Annotated in this window: 10 protein-coding genes; all 10 read right to left on the bottom strand. The window is 69.1% G+C overall.

Annotation, left to right across the window (positions count from 1 at the left end):
- Nucleotides 1-105: 105 nt before the first annotated feature.
- Entirely contained in the window at nucleotides 106-3,612 is a 3,507-nt protein-coding gene (rpoB, locus tag A4U64_RS05815; RefSeq protein ID WP_029545057.1) for a DNA-directed RNA polymerase subunit beta, read from the bottom strand.
- Between the two features lie 341 nt (nucleotides 3,613-3,953).
- Nucleotides 3,954-4,886 (bottom strand): hypothetical protein, encoded by a 933-nt coding sequence (locus A4U64_RS05810; RefSeq protein ID WP_065922309.1) that lies wholly within the window; start codon nucleotides 4,884-4,886, stop codon nucleotides 3,954-3,956.
- 20 nt (nucleotides 4,887-4,906) lie between these two features.
- A complete protein-coding gene (locus tag A4U64_RS05805; protein ID WP_006931296.1) occupies nucleotides 4,907-5,500 on the bottom strand; it encodes a hypothetical protein in 594 nt (197 codons plus the stop codon).
- 95 nt (nucleotides 5,501-5,595) lie between these two features.
- Nucleotides 5,596-6,843 (bottom strand): MCE family protein, encoded by a 1,248-nt coding sequence (locus tag A4U64_RS05800; RefSeq protein WP_029545063.1) that lies wholly within the window; start codon nucleotides 6,841-6,843, stop codon nucleotides 5,596-5,598.
- Nucleotides 6,843-8,123, bottom strand: coding sequence for an MCE family protein (locus A4U64_RS05795; RefSeq protein ID WP_006931303.1), 1,281 nt, complete (start codon nucleotides 8,121-8,123; stop codon nucleotides 6,843-6,845). The genes A4U64_RS05800 and A4U64_RS05795 overlap by 1 nt, the downstream gene beginning before the upstream one ends.
- On the bottom strand, nucleotides 8,120-9,370 hold the full coding sequence (locus A4U64_RS05790) for an MCE family protein (protein WP_006931305.1): 1,251 nt from the start codon (nucleotides 9,368-9,370) through the stop codon (nucleotides 8,120-8,122). Before A4U64_RS05790 ends, A4U64_RS05795 begins: the two co-directional genes overlap by 4 nt.
- Nucleotides 9,370-10,365 carry an MCE family protein gene (locus A4U64_RS05785; protein ID WP_003937627.1) on the bottom strand — a complete coding sequence of 332 codons (996 nt, stop codon included), beginning with the start codon at nucleotides 10,363-10,365 and terminating at the stop codon, nucleotides 9,370-9,372. The genes A4U64_RS05790 and A4U64_RS05785 overlap by 1 nt, the downstream gene beginning before the upstream one ends.
- Nucleotides 10,362-11,441 (bottom strand): MCE family protein, encoded by a 1,080-nt coding sequence (locus A4U64_RS05780; RefSeq protein WP_006931307.1) that lies wholly within the window; start codon nucleotides 11,439-11,441, stop codon nucleotides 10,362-10,364. Before A4U64_RS05780 ends, A4U64_RS05785 begins: the two co-directional genes overlap by 4 nt.
- Complete coding sequence (locus tag A4U64_RS05775) at nucleotides 11,438-12,805, bottom strand: MCE family protein (RefSeq protein ID WP_006931309.1); 1,368 nt, start codon at nucleotides 12,803-12,805, stop codon at nucleotides 11,438-11,440. The genes A4U64_RS05780 and A4U64_RS05775 overlap by 4 nt, the downstream gene beginning before the upstream one ends.
- A complete protein-coding gene (locus tag A4U64_RS05770; protein ID WP_029545068.1) occupies nucleotides 12,802-13,662 on the bottom strand; it encodes an MlaE family ABC transporter permease in 861 nt (286 codons plus the stop codon). Before A4U64_RS05770 ends, A4U64_RS05775 begins: the two co-directional genes overlap by 4 nt.
- Nucleotides 13,663-13,665: the final 3 nt, after the last annotated feature.

Genomic DNA, 13,665 nt, shown 5'->3' with positions numbered 1-13,665 from the left:
TCCTTTCCCCTTTACGGGTTTTGTTGCTGCTAGTTGTCGCTATCGCTGCCGGGGCCCGATGAGATACGCGCCGGCTGAGCGGGGCGTATCTCATCGGGTCGGCTCCTAGTTCGCGAGGTCGTCGACCGTGGCCGACTCGTTGCGGGAAAGGTTGATGCCCAGGTTGGCCGCCGCCCGCTCGAGGTCCTCGTCGTCGCCGTCGGCCATCGCGATGGCCGCGCCGTCGCTGGACAGCACCTCCACGTTCAGGCACAGCGACTGGAGCTCCTTGAGGAGCACCTTGAAGGACTCGGGGATGCCCGGCTCCGGGATGTTCTCGCCCTTCACGATGGCCTCGTAGACCTTCACGCGGCCCACCACGTCGTCCGACTTGATGGTGAGCAGCTCCTGCAGCGTGTACGCCGCACCGTAGGCCTGCATGGCCCAGCACTCCATCTCACCGAAGCGCTGGCCACCGAACTGCGCCTTACCACCGAGCGGCTGCTGGGTGATCATCGAGTACGGGCCGGTCGAACGCGCGTGGATCTTGTCGTCGACCAGGTGGTGCAGCTTGATGATGTACATGTAGCCGACCGACACCGGGTACGGGAACGGCTCGCCGGAGCGACCGTCGAACAGCGTCGCCTTGCCGTCGGGGCCGACCATGACCTCGCCGTCGCGGTTCGGCAGCGTGGAGCCCAGCAGGCCCGTCAGCTCGTCCTCGCGGGCACCGTCGAACACCGGGGTGGCGATGTTGGTGTTCGGCTCGGCGGCGAGCATGTCGTCGGACAGGTTCTTCGCCCACTCCGGACGCTCGCCGTCCCCGGCCACCTGGACGTTCCAGCCGGCCTTGCCGATCCAGCCGAGATGCGTCTCGAGGATCTGGCCGATGTTCATACGACGCGGAACACCGTGGGTGTTGAGGATGATGTCGACCGGGGTGCCGTCGGGCAGGAACGGCATGTCCTCCTGCGGGAGGATCTTGCCGATGACGCCCTTGTTGCCGTGCCGGCCGGCGAGCTTGTCGCCGTCCTGGATCTTGCGCTTCTGCGCCACGTACACGCGGACCAGCTCGTTGACACCCGGGGGCAGATCGTCGTCGTCCTCGCGCGAGAACACGCGGACGCCGATGACCTTGCCGGTCTCGCCGTGCGGCACCTTCAGCGACGTGTCGCGCACCTCGCGCGCCTTCTCGCCGAAGATCGCGCGCAGCAGCCGCTCCTCGGGGGTCAGCTCGGTCTCGCCCTTCGGGGTGACCTTGCCGACGAGGATGTCGCCGTCGCGCACCTCGGCACCGATGCGCACGATGCCGCGCTCGTCGAGGTCCGCGAGGACCTCGTCGGAGACGTTGGGGATGTCGCGGGTGATCTCCTCGGCACCGAGCTTGGTGTCGCGGGCGTCGATCTCGTGCTCCTCGATGTGGATCGAGGTGAGCACGTCCTCCTCCACGAGGCGCTGCGACAGGATGATCGCGTCCTCGTAGTTGTGGCCTTCCCACGGCATGATCGCCACGAGCAGGTTCTTGCCGAGCGCCATCTCACCGTTCTCGGTGCAGGGGCCGTCGGCGAGGACCTGGCCGGACTCGACGCGCTGGCCCTCGTCCACGATCGGCCGCTGGTTCGAGCAGGTGCCCTGGTTCGAGCGGTCGAACTTGCGCAGCCGGTAGGTGCGACGGGTGCCGTCGTCGGCCATCACGGTGATGAAGTCGGCCGAGACCTCCTCGATCACGCCCGACTTCTCGGTGACGACGACGTCGCCGGCATCGACGGCGGCACGCAGCTCCATGCCGGTACCGACGACCGGGGCCTCGTTGCGCACCAGCGGCACGGCCTGACGCTGCATGTTCGCACCCATGAGGGCACGGTTGGCGTCGTCGTGCTCGAGGAACGGGATCATGGCCGTGGCCACCGACACCATCTGCCGCGGCGAGACGTCCATGTAGTCGACCTCGGTCGCCGCGACGAACTCGACCTCGCCGCCCTTCTTGCGGACGAGGACGCGCTCCTCGGTGAAGCGGCCGTCGGCGTCGACCGGCGAGTTGGCCTGCGCCACGACGTGGCGGTCCTCCTCGTCGGCGGTCAGGTAGTCGACCTGGTCGGTGACGATGCCGCCCTCGACCTTGCGGTACGGGGTCTCGATGAAACCGAACGGGTTGACCCGCGCGTACACCGACAGGGAGCCGATCAGGCCGATGTTCGGGCCTTCCGGCGTCTCGATCGGGCACATGCGGCCGTAGTGCGAGTGGTGGACGTCGCGGACCTCGAGGCCGGCCCGCTCACGGGACAGACCACCGGGGCCGAGCGCCGAGAGGCGGCGCTTGTGGGTCAGGCCCGACAGCGGGTTGTTCTGGTCCATGAACTGCGACAGCTGGGAGGTTCCGAAGAACTCCTTGATCGCGGCCACGACGGGACGGATGTTGATCAGCGTCTGCGGCGTGATGGCCTCGACGTCCTGGGTGGTCATCCGCTCGCGGACGACGCGCTCCATGCGGGACAGGCCGACGCGGATCTGGTTCTGGATGAGCTCGCCGACGGTGCGCAGGCGACGGTTGCCGAAGTGGTCGATGTCGTCGACCTCGACGGGAACCTCGACGCCGCCGGGCGCCGTCATGGTGGTCTCGCTCGCGTGCAGGCGCACCAGGTACTCGATCGTGGCGACGATGTCTTCCTCGGTGAGGGTCGACGCCTCGATCGGCTGGCCGGCGTTCAGGCCCAGCTTCTTGTTGATCTTGTAACGTCCCACGCGCGCCAGGTCGTAGCGCTTGTCCTTGAAGAAGAGGTTCTCCAGCAGGGTCTGCGCGCTCTCCTTGGTGGGCGGCTCGCCCGGGCGCAGCTTGCGGTAGATGTCGAGCAGCGCCTCGTCGGTGCCGGCCGTGTTGTCCTTCTCGAGGGTGGACATCATGATCTCGGAGAAGCCGAAGCGCTCGACGATCTGCTCGTTGGTCCAGCCGAGGGCCTTGAGCAGCACGGTGACCGGCTGGCGGCGCTTGCGGTCGATCCGCACGCCGACGGTGTCGCGCTTGTCGACGTCGAACTCGAGCCACGCGCCGCGGCCCGGGATCACCTTGACGCTGTGCAGGTCCTTCTCGGTGCTCTTGTCGACCGCGCGGTCGAAGTACACGCCCGGGGAGCGCACCAGCTGCGAGACGACGACACGCTCGGTGCCGTTGATGATGAAGGTGCCCTTGTCGGTCATCATCGGGAAGTCACCCATGAAGACCGTCTGGCTCTTGATCTCGCCGGTGTTGTTGTTGATGAACTCGGCAGTGACGAACAGCGGCGCCGCGTACGTCATGTCCTTGTCCTTGCACTCCTCGACCGAGGCCTTGACCTCGTCGAAGCGCGGATCGGAGAAGGACAGGGACATCGACCCGGAGAAGTCCTCGATCGGAGAGAGCTCCGCCAGGATCTCCTCGAGGCCACCGACGACGGGGCCGTCACCGCGCTCGGCAGCGAGCGCGCGCCAGCGCTCCGAGCCGATCAGCCATTCGAAGGAATCTGTCTGTAGATCGAGGAGCCCAGGGACTTCGAGAGGTTCGCGAATCTTCGCGAACGACACCCTCTTCGGGGCTCCGGGGATTCCGGCAACTGCCTTGGTCTGGCTAGAGACTGCCAAGATGCGTCCTTCCAGCACCTCACGCGGGCCGCTCCAACCGGTGCGACCGCCGCTGTACCTGCTTCTTCATGTGGGGCGTTATCGCTGGTCGCAACCCGAACGACAACCCCACCACGAAGTCGGCGGAACGAGCCCCGAAGGGCAACGCTCCCGGCGATGCGGTCGAAGGATGGACAGGAGGCAGCCAGCGCAAAGTCCGAACTTACACCCAAAAGTCGCAGATGTCGAGCGACGGCACGAAAAGAAGCGCCCGACCCCGGGCGCCCAGGACGCGTATTCGTGCGTGCGTACCGATAGAGTGACCGCTCACGCCGCCCGCGTCAAGAGCAACCAGGCCGATTGTCCCGTCGGAACGTCCGTCACCGGTCCCGGATCTCGGAGACCAGCCACTTGCCGTCGATCCTCTCCATCCGCACCAGCAGCGGCGCCGACGCACTGCCCTGGGCGACCGCGTCGCCCGTCGCGCTGACGCTGATGAACGCCGCGACCTCGGCGCGGTCGTCGTCGAGCATCGACGCACCGATGTGGTCGATCCGCACCTCCGTCGCGGTGTGCGTCTGCACCGCGGCCTGCTTGGTGACCTCCGCGGTCAGGTCGAACTCCTCCCGCATCGGCGGGGTGAGGACCTCGCGGATCTCGGCGAAGTCCTGGTCGATCGTCTCGTGGTTGTAGCCGTGCATCGTCTCGATCGCATGGCCGGCGGCAGCGGTGACCTCCGCCGTCGCGGCGCTGTCGACCCACGCCTCGTTGCTCACCGTCGAACCGGGACGGGCGGCAGCGACCGCGGCGAACGCACCGAGTGCGACCGCGGCACCGCCGAGGATCGCCACCGGGCGCCAGCTGCCGCGCGCGACGGTGCCGCCGGGCTGCTCCCCCGGCTCCCGCTCCGCTCCGGCGTCCTCGACCGGTGCCGGCGTGCGCAGGCCGGGAGCGCTCTTGCGGGCCGTCTCGGACCCGGAAGCCGTGGGGGCTTTCCCGGCCGGCTCCACCGGGGCCGGTGTGGGCGCCTGTGGCGCGGTGGTCGCGGACGGCTCGGACCCAGTCGTCGCGGACCCAGTCGTCGCGGGCCCGGTGGTCGCGGGCCCGGTCACCGCGGGCCCGGTGGTCGCGGACTCGGTCGTCGCGGACTCGGTCGTCGCGGACTCGGTCGTCGCGGACTCGGTCGTCGCGGGCTCGGGAGTCGCGGGGCGGGCGGCACCGCCCGGGGCCGGGGTCCGGCCCGTTCCCGCGATCTTGGGCCGCCGGCCCCTCGGGGGACCCATCGGATTGGGCTTGCGACGCTGCGGGGGCACTACACACTCTCCTTCATGGCTCACTCGCCTCCGGCGGATCCGGGATCGGCCGGTGCAGGCGCAGGAGCGCCCGGGGCGGGCGCGGGATCGGCCGGCGGCGCGGGTTGCTGCGCTCCTTCCACGGGCCCGCCGCCGAGCTGCACCGAGTCCAGCGGCTGGATCGTCTCCGCCTTCCAGATGTCGCCGTCCTTGCGCATCGCCACGTTCACGGTGACCTTGTTCTCGACGAAGTTGTCGGGCCAGGTGGTCTTCACCGCCAGGACGATCAGGGCGTTCGCCGTGTTCGCGTCCGTGTCCAGCGCCGTCAGGGAGCCGAACAGCACGTTCGCCGACATGCCCGTGCCCGTCTGTGCCACCTGCTGACGGATCTGCTGCTCCGTCGCGGCCAGGTCGTTGTTCAGGGCCTCACCGGTGATCGACGAACGCATGTTCTCGATCGACCGGTCGACGTCGGCGGCGTCGACGCTGTTGAGGTTGATCGCGGCCTGCATCGCCCCGGACAGGGCGGCGTCCCGCGCATCGGCCGTCGGGCGGTCGGCGAGCAGGGCCCGCCCCCATCCGAAGCCGAACCAGGCGGCCGCCACGAGGGCGATCACCGCCAGCACGCTCACCACTGCCAGGACGATCCTGCGTATCTTGTCGCCGCCCGCCCCCGCCGTCTGCGGGGGACGGGACGTCGTGTCTGCGGTCACTGCACCAACCTACTTACCTACTTCGGGGTGACTCCGAGCAACGGCGCGAGCTGCGTCGCGATCGGATTCAGATTGAGCTTGTCCGGATCCTGCTTCGGCGTGAAGTCCCACGGCTGGATCGTCGCCGGGTCGGCGAACACGATCCGGTTCGCGCTCCGCACGCCGGTGACGCTGCCCTGCGGGGCCTCACAGGACGCCTCCGTGTTGAACGGAAAGTCCTGTTGGGTGTCGTCGAAGTTGGGATCCCGGCGCTGCATCTCGTCGAGGATCGCCTGAGTGCCCTCGTACCCGAGGGTGCACGACGGCGGGTTGTTCGTCTCGAGCAGGATGCCCTGCCGGACCGTGCCGTCGCCGGGCGCCACCGTCCCGGCGCTGGCCGCCACGGCCGGCAGGAACGCGAGCAGCGGCTGCAACGCGACCGCCTGCGGGCCGAGCTTGTCGCCGAGCAGCGCCAGGTTCGTCAGGTTCGCCGTCAGGCCGGGGCCCGAGTCCGCGACCAGCTGCGTGAGCTCCTCGCTCGCCGCCGTCCCGGTCTCGAGGAGGCGACGGACGTCCGGGTCGCTGTCGCGCAGCTGCGCGGTCACCAGGTCCAGATCCGCGCTGAACTGCCGGATCGCCGACGCCTGCACCGACTGGGTGTCGAGCACCGTTTGGCTGTCGCGGATCAGCGACACCGTCTGCGGCAGGTACTGCACTCCGGCGTCGCTGAGCTGGGCCAGGGAGTCCACGAGGGTCTGCAGCTGGCCACCGCGGCCGTCGAACGCCGCCCCCAGCTCGGTCACCACCGTGCGCAGCGAGTCCACCGGCACCGACCGGACGAGCGCGTTCGTGCTCACCAGCAGGTCCTGCACGGGCACGGGCACGTCGGTGGCGTCCTGGCCGATGACCGATCCCGCTTCGAGGTAGGGGCCCTCGTCGGTATCCGGTTGCAGATCGACGTACTGCTCGCCGATCGCCGACCGGTTCGCCACCACGGCACGGGTGGACGCGGGGATCTGCGGCCCGCCGTTGTCGAGGAGCAGCGTGACGTCGATGCCGTCCTCGGTCAGGCCGAGCTCGCCGACCCGCCCCACCGGCACGCCCCGGTAGGTGACCTCGGCGTTGGTGAAGATGCCGCCCGAATCGGCGAACCGTGCGTGGACGGTGTACTGCCCGAACCCGAGCAGGTTGTCGAGGCGGACGTACCGCGCGCCGACGAACACCACCCCGAGCAGCGCGATCACCACGAACGCGACCAGCTGTATCCGCAGCATTCGCGATCTCATCATCGCCCTCCCCCGACTCCGAGCTGGTTCAACAGGCCCTCCAGCGGATTGGCCGGCGCCGGGTCGTCGCCGGTGTCCGCCGCCGCGGCCGGCTGACCGGGCAGCGTCACCCCCGGAGGCAGTTCGAGTCCCACGGGCAGCTTCGGCGCCGGCAGCACCGGCAGCAGCGAGACCGTCGGCCAGCCCGGCCTCGGCCCGTTGCCGTTGTAGTACGGGTTCGACGGATCCACGACGGGCTTGGGCTCGCCGAACTTCGGCTGCCGGTAGACCGGCTCGCCCTGACCGACGCCGAGCGAGGCCAGCGCGTCCCCGATCTGCAGGTCCACGGCGAGGAACAGGTTGACCGAGCCACCGAGGGCGATCTTCTCGACCCCGTCGGGGAACGGCACCGTCGGGATGAACGGCAGCGCCTTCACCAGATCGTCGCCGGAAGCGGCGAGCTGCTGCAGGGTGGGGCGCAGGGCCAGCAGGTCGGCGATGAGGTCCTCCTTGGACTGGTCGAGCACGTCGGTGCCCACCGTCCCCAGGCGGTCGAGCTGACCGAGCAGTTCGGTCAGCTGGGGCCGCTGCTGTTCGAGCACCGCGGTGGCCACCGGCAGGTCGTCGAGGATCGCCGCGATGCGGTCGTTCTGTTCCGCGACCCGGACGGTGAGCACATCGAGGCCGTCGAGGGCGCGGGTGATGTCGTCGCGCTGCTGGTTGAGACCGTCGATGAGCCGATCCGCCTGTTGCAGAAGGCTCTTCGTGGTGCCTTCCCGGCCCTCGAACGCGGTGGACAGCTCCTCGACCACCGGCTGCAGCTGGCCGACGCCGCCGCCGTTGAGCAGCAGCGAGAGGGCGCCGAGCACGGGCTCGAGTTCCGTGGCGTGCCGGGTCCGGTCCAGCGGAATGACGTCGCCGTCGGCGAGCAGTTCGCGCGACGGGTCGCTCGGCGGCGGACTGAGCTGGACGAACTTCTCGCCCAGCAGACTGGTCTGTTCCACCGCGGCATACGCGTTGGCCGGCAGCTCCACTGCCGAGTCGACCACGATCCCGACGTCGGCGGTCCACCCGTCGGGACCGACGGAGACCGTCTCCACCCGGCCGACGGGCACGCCGTCCACCTTGACTGTGGACTGCGGCACGAGGTCGAGCACGTCGTCGAACTGCACGGTCACGTGGATCGGGTCGGACCCGACGTCCGCACCACCGGGCAGGGGGAGGCTCGCGGCCCCGCCGCACCCCGACACCGCCAGGGCCGTCACGCAGGCCCCGGCACCGAGAATCGCCGAGCGTCTCACTGTCCGCCCCTCTCCAGGTCCAGGCGCGGCGACTCGACACCGGGCACCGTGCCGGGAACCACCCGGCGCTGGATGTTCTCGCCGCTCAGGACGCCGAACGGCAGGATCAGATCCGGCGTCCGGACGTCGTTGGTGATCTGCTCGGCGAGGCCGGAACACTGATCGATCAGCGGCTGCATCTGCCGGCCGAGCTGCTCGAACCTCGGGTCACCCGGCACGAGCCGACCGAGGTCGATGAGCTTGCACATCACGCCCGCCGGATCCTGCAGATCGGTCACCACCAGACGGGAGGCGAGCGACCCGGACTCCGCGTCGTAGGAGTTGACGAGGTTGCTCACCGCCAGGGGCAGCAGGGTCAGCGAGTTCACCAGTGAATCCCGGTTGGCGGCAAGGTTGTTCGTCACCGGGACCAGAGCGTCCACGTTGTCCTTCAACGCCGCCTGATTGTCGTTGACGAACTGCGCGACCACCCCGAGCGACTCCGACAGCTGGTTCAGCGCGAGCCCGAGATTCTCCCGCTCGCCGGCCAGATAGCCCGACAGGTCCGACAGCTGCGCGTTGAACTCGCGCACCTGCTGATCGTTGGCCGCCAGCGCGGACACGAAGATCTGCAGGTTCTCGATGGTGCCGAACAGGTCGCCGCGCGACTCGTTGAGCGTGCGCGACGCGGCGGAGAGCTGCTCGATGGTCTGGCCGAGCGCGGCACCGTTGCCTTCGAGATTCTCGGCGCCGGTCTCCACGAAGCGCGTCAGTGCGCCGTCCTTGTTGGCGCCCTCGGGACCGAGCGCCCGCGACAGCTCGTCGACGCTGGCGTACAGCTGGTCCACCTCCACCGGGGTGGCGGTCCGTTCCCGCGGGATGACGGCGCCGTCGGCCATCGTCTCGCCGCCGGTGTACACCGGGGCGAGCTGCACGTAGCGGTCCGCGACGACCGACGGGGTGATCTGCACGGCCTTGGCGTCGGCGGGGATGTCGACGCCGCGGTCGACCCGCATGTCCACCCGCACCTGGTCCCCTTCGGGGACGACCGCGGTGACCTTGCCGACCTCGACGCCGAGGACCCGGACACCGGACCCCTCGTACACCCCGACGGCCTTGTCGAAGTAGGCCGTGATCTCGGTGGTTCCCATGCGGTTGAAGACCCACCACAGCACACCGGCGATCAGTACCACGGCCGCGGTGATCGCGGCGATCAGCAGCACCATCGGGCCGCGCCGTGAGCCGCCACCGGACTCGGCATGCGACATCAGTTCTCTCCCAACGTGCGAACCGGATCGCGGTATCCGGGGATCTCCGGCAATCCGGGCGGAATGAGGTTCACGACGACCTGGTCGAACCAGCGGCCGTTGCCGACGACATTCGAGTACAGCCGGACGAACGGCTCGTACAGCTTCATCGCGCGGTCGAGATCGTCGTTGCGGTCCTGCAGGATCTGCACCACTCCCCGGAGCTGGTCGAGCGCCGGGCCGATCGTCGCCTCGTTGTCGCGGACCAGACCGGTCAGCTCGGCAGACAGCCGCTGCGTGCCCGTCAGCAGCTGCGAGATGGCCTGCTGCCGGTTGTTGAGTTCTGCGATCAGCAGGGCGCCGTCGCTGATCAGCCGGTTGAACTCCGCGTTGCGGTCGGCGAGGATCTGCGAGGTCCGGCCGGTCGCCTCGAGCAGCCGTTTGAGCTCCTGGTCCCGGCTCGCAACGGTCTGCGAGAGCCGGGTGACTCCGTCGAGCGAGGCCCGGATGTCGTCCGGTGTCTGCGAGAACGCCTCCGAGAGCGTGTCGAAGCTCGTGGCCAGCTGTTCCGAGTCGATCTCGCCCAGAGTGGTGGCCGCGGACGAGAACGCCTCGATCACGTCGTACGGGGCTACGGTGCGCGACAACGGGATCCGATCATCCGGGTCGAGCACCTCGGTGCCCCGCGGCTCGAGGGCGAGGTACTTCTGGCCGAGGATCGTCTTGATCTGGATCGAGGCCGAGGTGTCGTTGCCGAGCCAGGCGTCCTTGACCTTGAACGACACGAGCACCCGGTCCCCGTCGAGCTCGATGTCGGTGACCTGACCGACCTTGACTCCGGCGATGCGCACCTCGTTGGTGGGCTTGAGGCCGGCCGCCTCGGTGAACTCCGCGCGGTAGGTGGCGCCGGCCCCGATGATCGGCAGCGAATCCAGGAAGAACGCCGACAGGGTGGCCAGCAGGACCACGAGAATCCCGAGGGCGCCGGACACGGCCGGACTGCGACGTCTGCTCATCGTCCCTGCAACTCCTGCATCCCGTCCTGCGTGCACCGCTTGGCGGCGTTGGTGTAGATCGGCTGGTTCACCGTGGGCAGGCCGGTCGGCAGGTTCAGGTACGGAACCGAACCCGGGCCGGCAATCACGTCGATGCCGCACAGGTAGAACTGGAACCACGACCCGTAGCTCGCGACCCGGCCCAGCTTCTCGAGCTTGACCGGAAGGGTGGCGAGGACCTCGTCGACCGCGTCGCGGTTGCTGTTCAGGTTCGCCCCGAGCTGCTGCACCGCCGTGACGGAGCCGGCGATGGCCGGCCGGGTCGGCTCGAGCAGATCGGCCGTCGCGTCCGTCAGCCCGGCCAGCGACTGCACGGCCGCACCCACCGTGTCGCGGTCGGCGGCCAGCCCGCTGACCAGCGCCTGCGTGTTGACGAGCAACGAGTCGAGCTGATCGTCCCGCTCGTTGATGTTGGTGAGCACCGAGTTCAGGTTGTCGATGACCGCACCGATGACCCGGTCCTTGTCTGCGATCGTGTTGGTCAGGCTCGCCGTCGTGCGCACCAGGTCGTCGATGGTTCCGGCCTCGCCCTGGAACACCTGGACTATCTGCGACGACAGCGTGTTGACGTCCTCGGCGCTCAGGGTCTGGAACAGGGGCCGGAACCCGTTGAACAGGGTGGTCAGGTTCACGGCCGGCTTGGTGCGCTCCAGCGGGATGGTGTCGCCGCCGGTCAGCTTCATCCCCTGCATGCCCTCGCCCTGGTCGAGGGCGATGTAGCGCTGGCCGACGAGCGTCCGGTAGCGGATCGTCGCGGTCGTCGCGGCGGGCAGCCAGTCCCGGTCGGACATCGAGAACGTCACGCGCGCCTCGCGCCGGTCGACGATCTCGATCTTCTCGACCTGACCGACGCGGACGCCGGCGATTCGGATGTCGTCGCCCTCGTTGAGCGACGTCACGTCCGTGAAGATCGCGTGGAATTTCGTGCCTCCGCCGCCGCCGAGGCTCGCGATGGTCGCCGCGAGCATTCCGGTGGCGAGGATCGTGACCACGGCGAAGACGATCAGCTTGATCAGCGGTGCTGCCAGGCCTCTCATCGGAAGCTCACCTCCGTTCCACGCAGGGCGGGCGCGCCCAGGCGCGTCGTCCAGGTCGGCACGTCCTCGGGCGCGATGCCCGTCGCCTCCGCGTACACGACGCCGAGGGCGTCCTGCTCGGCCCGCGACCCGGTGTACGAGACCTGCGTCGTCGCCGGGGTCGTCCCGATCAGCTCGCCGACGTCGTCCGGCACCCCGGACCCCTCGGGGGCCGGGAAGTACGACATGGTCTCCGGGCCCGGGTTGCGGGACGGCACCTGGTAGGAGCCGTCGTTGATCGAACCGCCGGGGTACTGCGGGAAGAACCGGCCCGGGGCCGTGACGTTGTCGTAGCAGGTGGGGCCGCGGACGTCGAGCAGGCGCGGCTCGTCCTGGTTCGGCAGGTACCGGCCCTTCGGATTGACGAACTGGACGCTCGCCCGCACGCCGGGGAACGGGTCGTCGGCCGCGAGCACCCCCGCAGCCGCGGGTGCCGCGTCGGCGAAGCCCTTCAGCATGCACGGGTACGACGGCGAGTACCGGGCCAGCAACTGCAGGGCCTGCTTGGAGTCGGCGGCGATGCTGATGATCGAGCCGGCGTTCTGCTCGAGCAGCCCGGCGGTCGCCGACGACGCCCCCGTCGCCGTGACCAGCAGAGTCTCGAGCTGGTTCTCCTGTTCCACCACGGTGTTGCCGGTGGTGCGCAGGTTGTCGAGGGCGCTGATCAGATCGGGCGCGGCGTCGGAGTAGGTCTGGGAGAAGTCCGCGAGCCCGCGCAGGTCCTCCTGCACGGCCGGGAGCTCCACGTTCACCTCGCGGAACACCTGCTCGAGCCGGTCCACGGTCTGCCCGAGGGTCTCGCCGCGGCCGCTCAGGCCCTGGGCCAGGGCGCCGAGGGTGTTCGCGAGATCCTGCGGTGGGATGGCCTCGAGCAGGGGCAGCAGCCCGTCGAGCACCTCGCCGAGTTCGACGGTCTCGGCGCTCGTGTCCTGCATCAGGGTGTCCCCCGCCTGGATCGGGCGCGCCGGCCGGTCCGGGAGGATCAGCGAGACGTAACGCTCCCCGAACAACGTCTTCGGCAGCAGCTGTGCGGTCGCGTTCGCGGGGATCAGGCCGGCCTTGTCCGGTTCGAGCGCGAGATGTGCGGTCACCGTCCCGCTCTCGGCCGACGTGCCGCGGACCTCGCCGACGATCAGTCCGCGCACCTTCACGTCCGCGTTCATCGGCAGCGCGTTGCCGACCTCGTCGGTCACGAGGTCCACCTCGACGACCTTCTTGAACGTCTTGTTGTACATCGCGATGGTGACGAACAGGAACAGACCCAGCACGACGAAGAACAGCAGGCCGAGAACCCTCCGCTTGAGGGTCGAGGGAGTCGGGTTCATCCGGCCACCCTCACGGTCGTGGTGGTGCCCCAGATGGCGAGGCTGAGGAAGAAGTCGAGCACGGCGATCGTGACGATCGCGGTGCGCACCGCACGGCCGACGGCCACGCCGACGCCCGCGGGTCCCCCGCTGGCGTTGAAGCCGTAGTAGCAGTGGATGAGGATCAGGAAGAAGGCGAAGACGAGGACCTTCCCGAAGGAGTACAGCACGTCCTCGGGCGGCAGGAACAGATTGAAGTAGTGGTCGTACGAACCCGACGACTGCCCGTTGAACAGGGTGCTGATCACGCGTGTCGCGAGGTACGCGGCGAGCAGGCCGATGATGTACAGCGGGATGACGGCGACGAAACCGGCGATCATCCGGGAGGTGACGAGGAACGGCACCGACGGCACCGCCATCACCTCGAGCGCGTCGATCTCCTCGCTGATCCGCATCGCACCGAGCTGGGCGGTGAAGCCACAGCCCACCGTCGCCGACAGCGCCAGGGCCGCGACGATCGGGGCGAGTTCACGCGTGTTGACGTACGCCGACAGGAAGCCGGTGAGCACCGAGGAGCCGAGCTGCTCGAGGGCGGCGTAGCCCTGCAGACCCACGACGACGCCGGTGAAACCGGACATCATGGCGATGACACCGATGGTGCCGCCGATGACGGCGAGCGCGCCGCTGCCGAAGGTGACCTCGGCGAGCAGCCGCAGCACCTCCTTGCGGTAGTGGACGAGGGTGCGCGGGGTCCACGCGATGGCCCGCGCGTAGAACGACATCTGGTCGCCTGCCCGATCCAGCATGTCGAGAGGAGCGCGCACGATTCTGCGCCCGCGGAGCCAGATGACGTCTCCGCGGCCCTTTGCGATTGTCATCGA

Origin of the sequence: Rhodococcus sp. WB1, assembly GCF_001700945.1 — a bacterium.
In the GTDB taxonomy this organism is placed as follows: Bacteria; Actinomycetota; Actinomycetes; order Mycobacteriales; family Mycobacteriaceae; genus Rhodococcus; species Rhodococcus aetherivorans.
Note: the sequence above shows the minus strand (reverse complement) of the source record. Positions and strands in the feature narration are given on the sequence as shown.

Bases quoted from the DNA above. Each gene is read 5' to 3' on its own strand.
- A4U64_RS05800 (WP_029545063.1), bottom strand. From the start codon at position 6,843: ATGAGATCGCGAATGCTGCGGATACAGCTGGTCGCGTTCGTGGTGATC.
- A4U64_RS05790 (WP_006931305.1), bottom strand. From the start codon at position 9,370: ATGTCGCATGCCGAGTCCGGTGGCGGCTCACGGCGCGGCCCGATGGTG.
- A4U64_RS05785 (WP_003937627.1), bottom strand. From the start codon at position 10,365: ATGAGCAGACGTCGCAGTCCGGCCGTGTCCGGCGCCCTCGGGATTCTC.
- A4U64_RS05780 (WP_006931307.1), bottom strand. From the start codon at position 11,441: ATGAGAGGCCTGGCAGCACCGCTGATCAAGCTGATCGTCTTCGCCGTG.
- A4U64_RS05775 (WP_006931309.1), bottom strand. From the start codon at position 12,805: ATGAACCCGACTCCCTCGACCCTCAAGCGGAGGGTTCTCGGCCTGCTG.
- A4U64_RS05770 (WP_029545068.1), bottom strand. From the start codon at position 13,662: ATGACAATCGCAAAGGGCCGCGGAGACGTCATCTGGCTCCGCGGGCGC.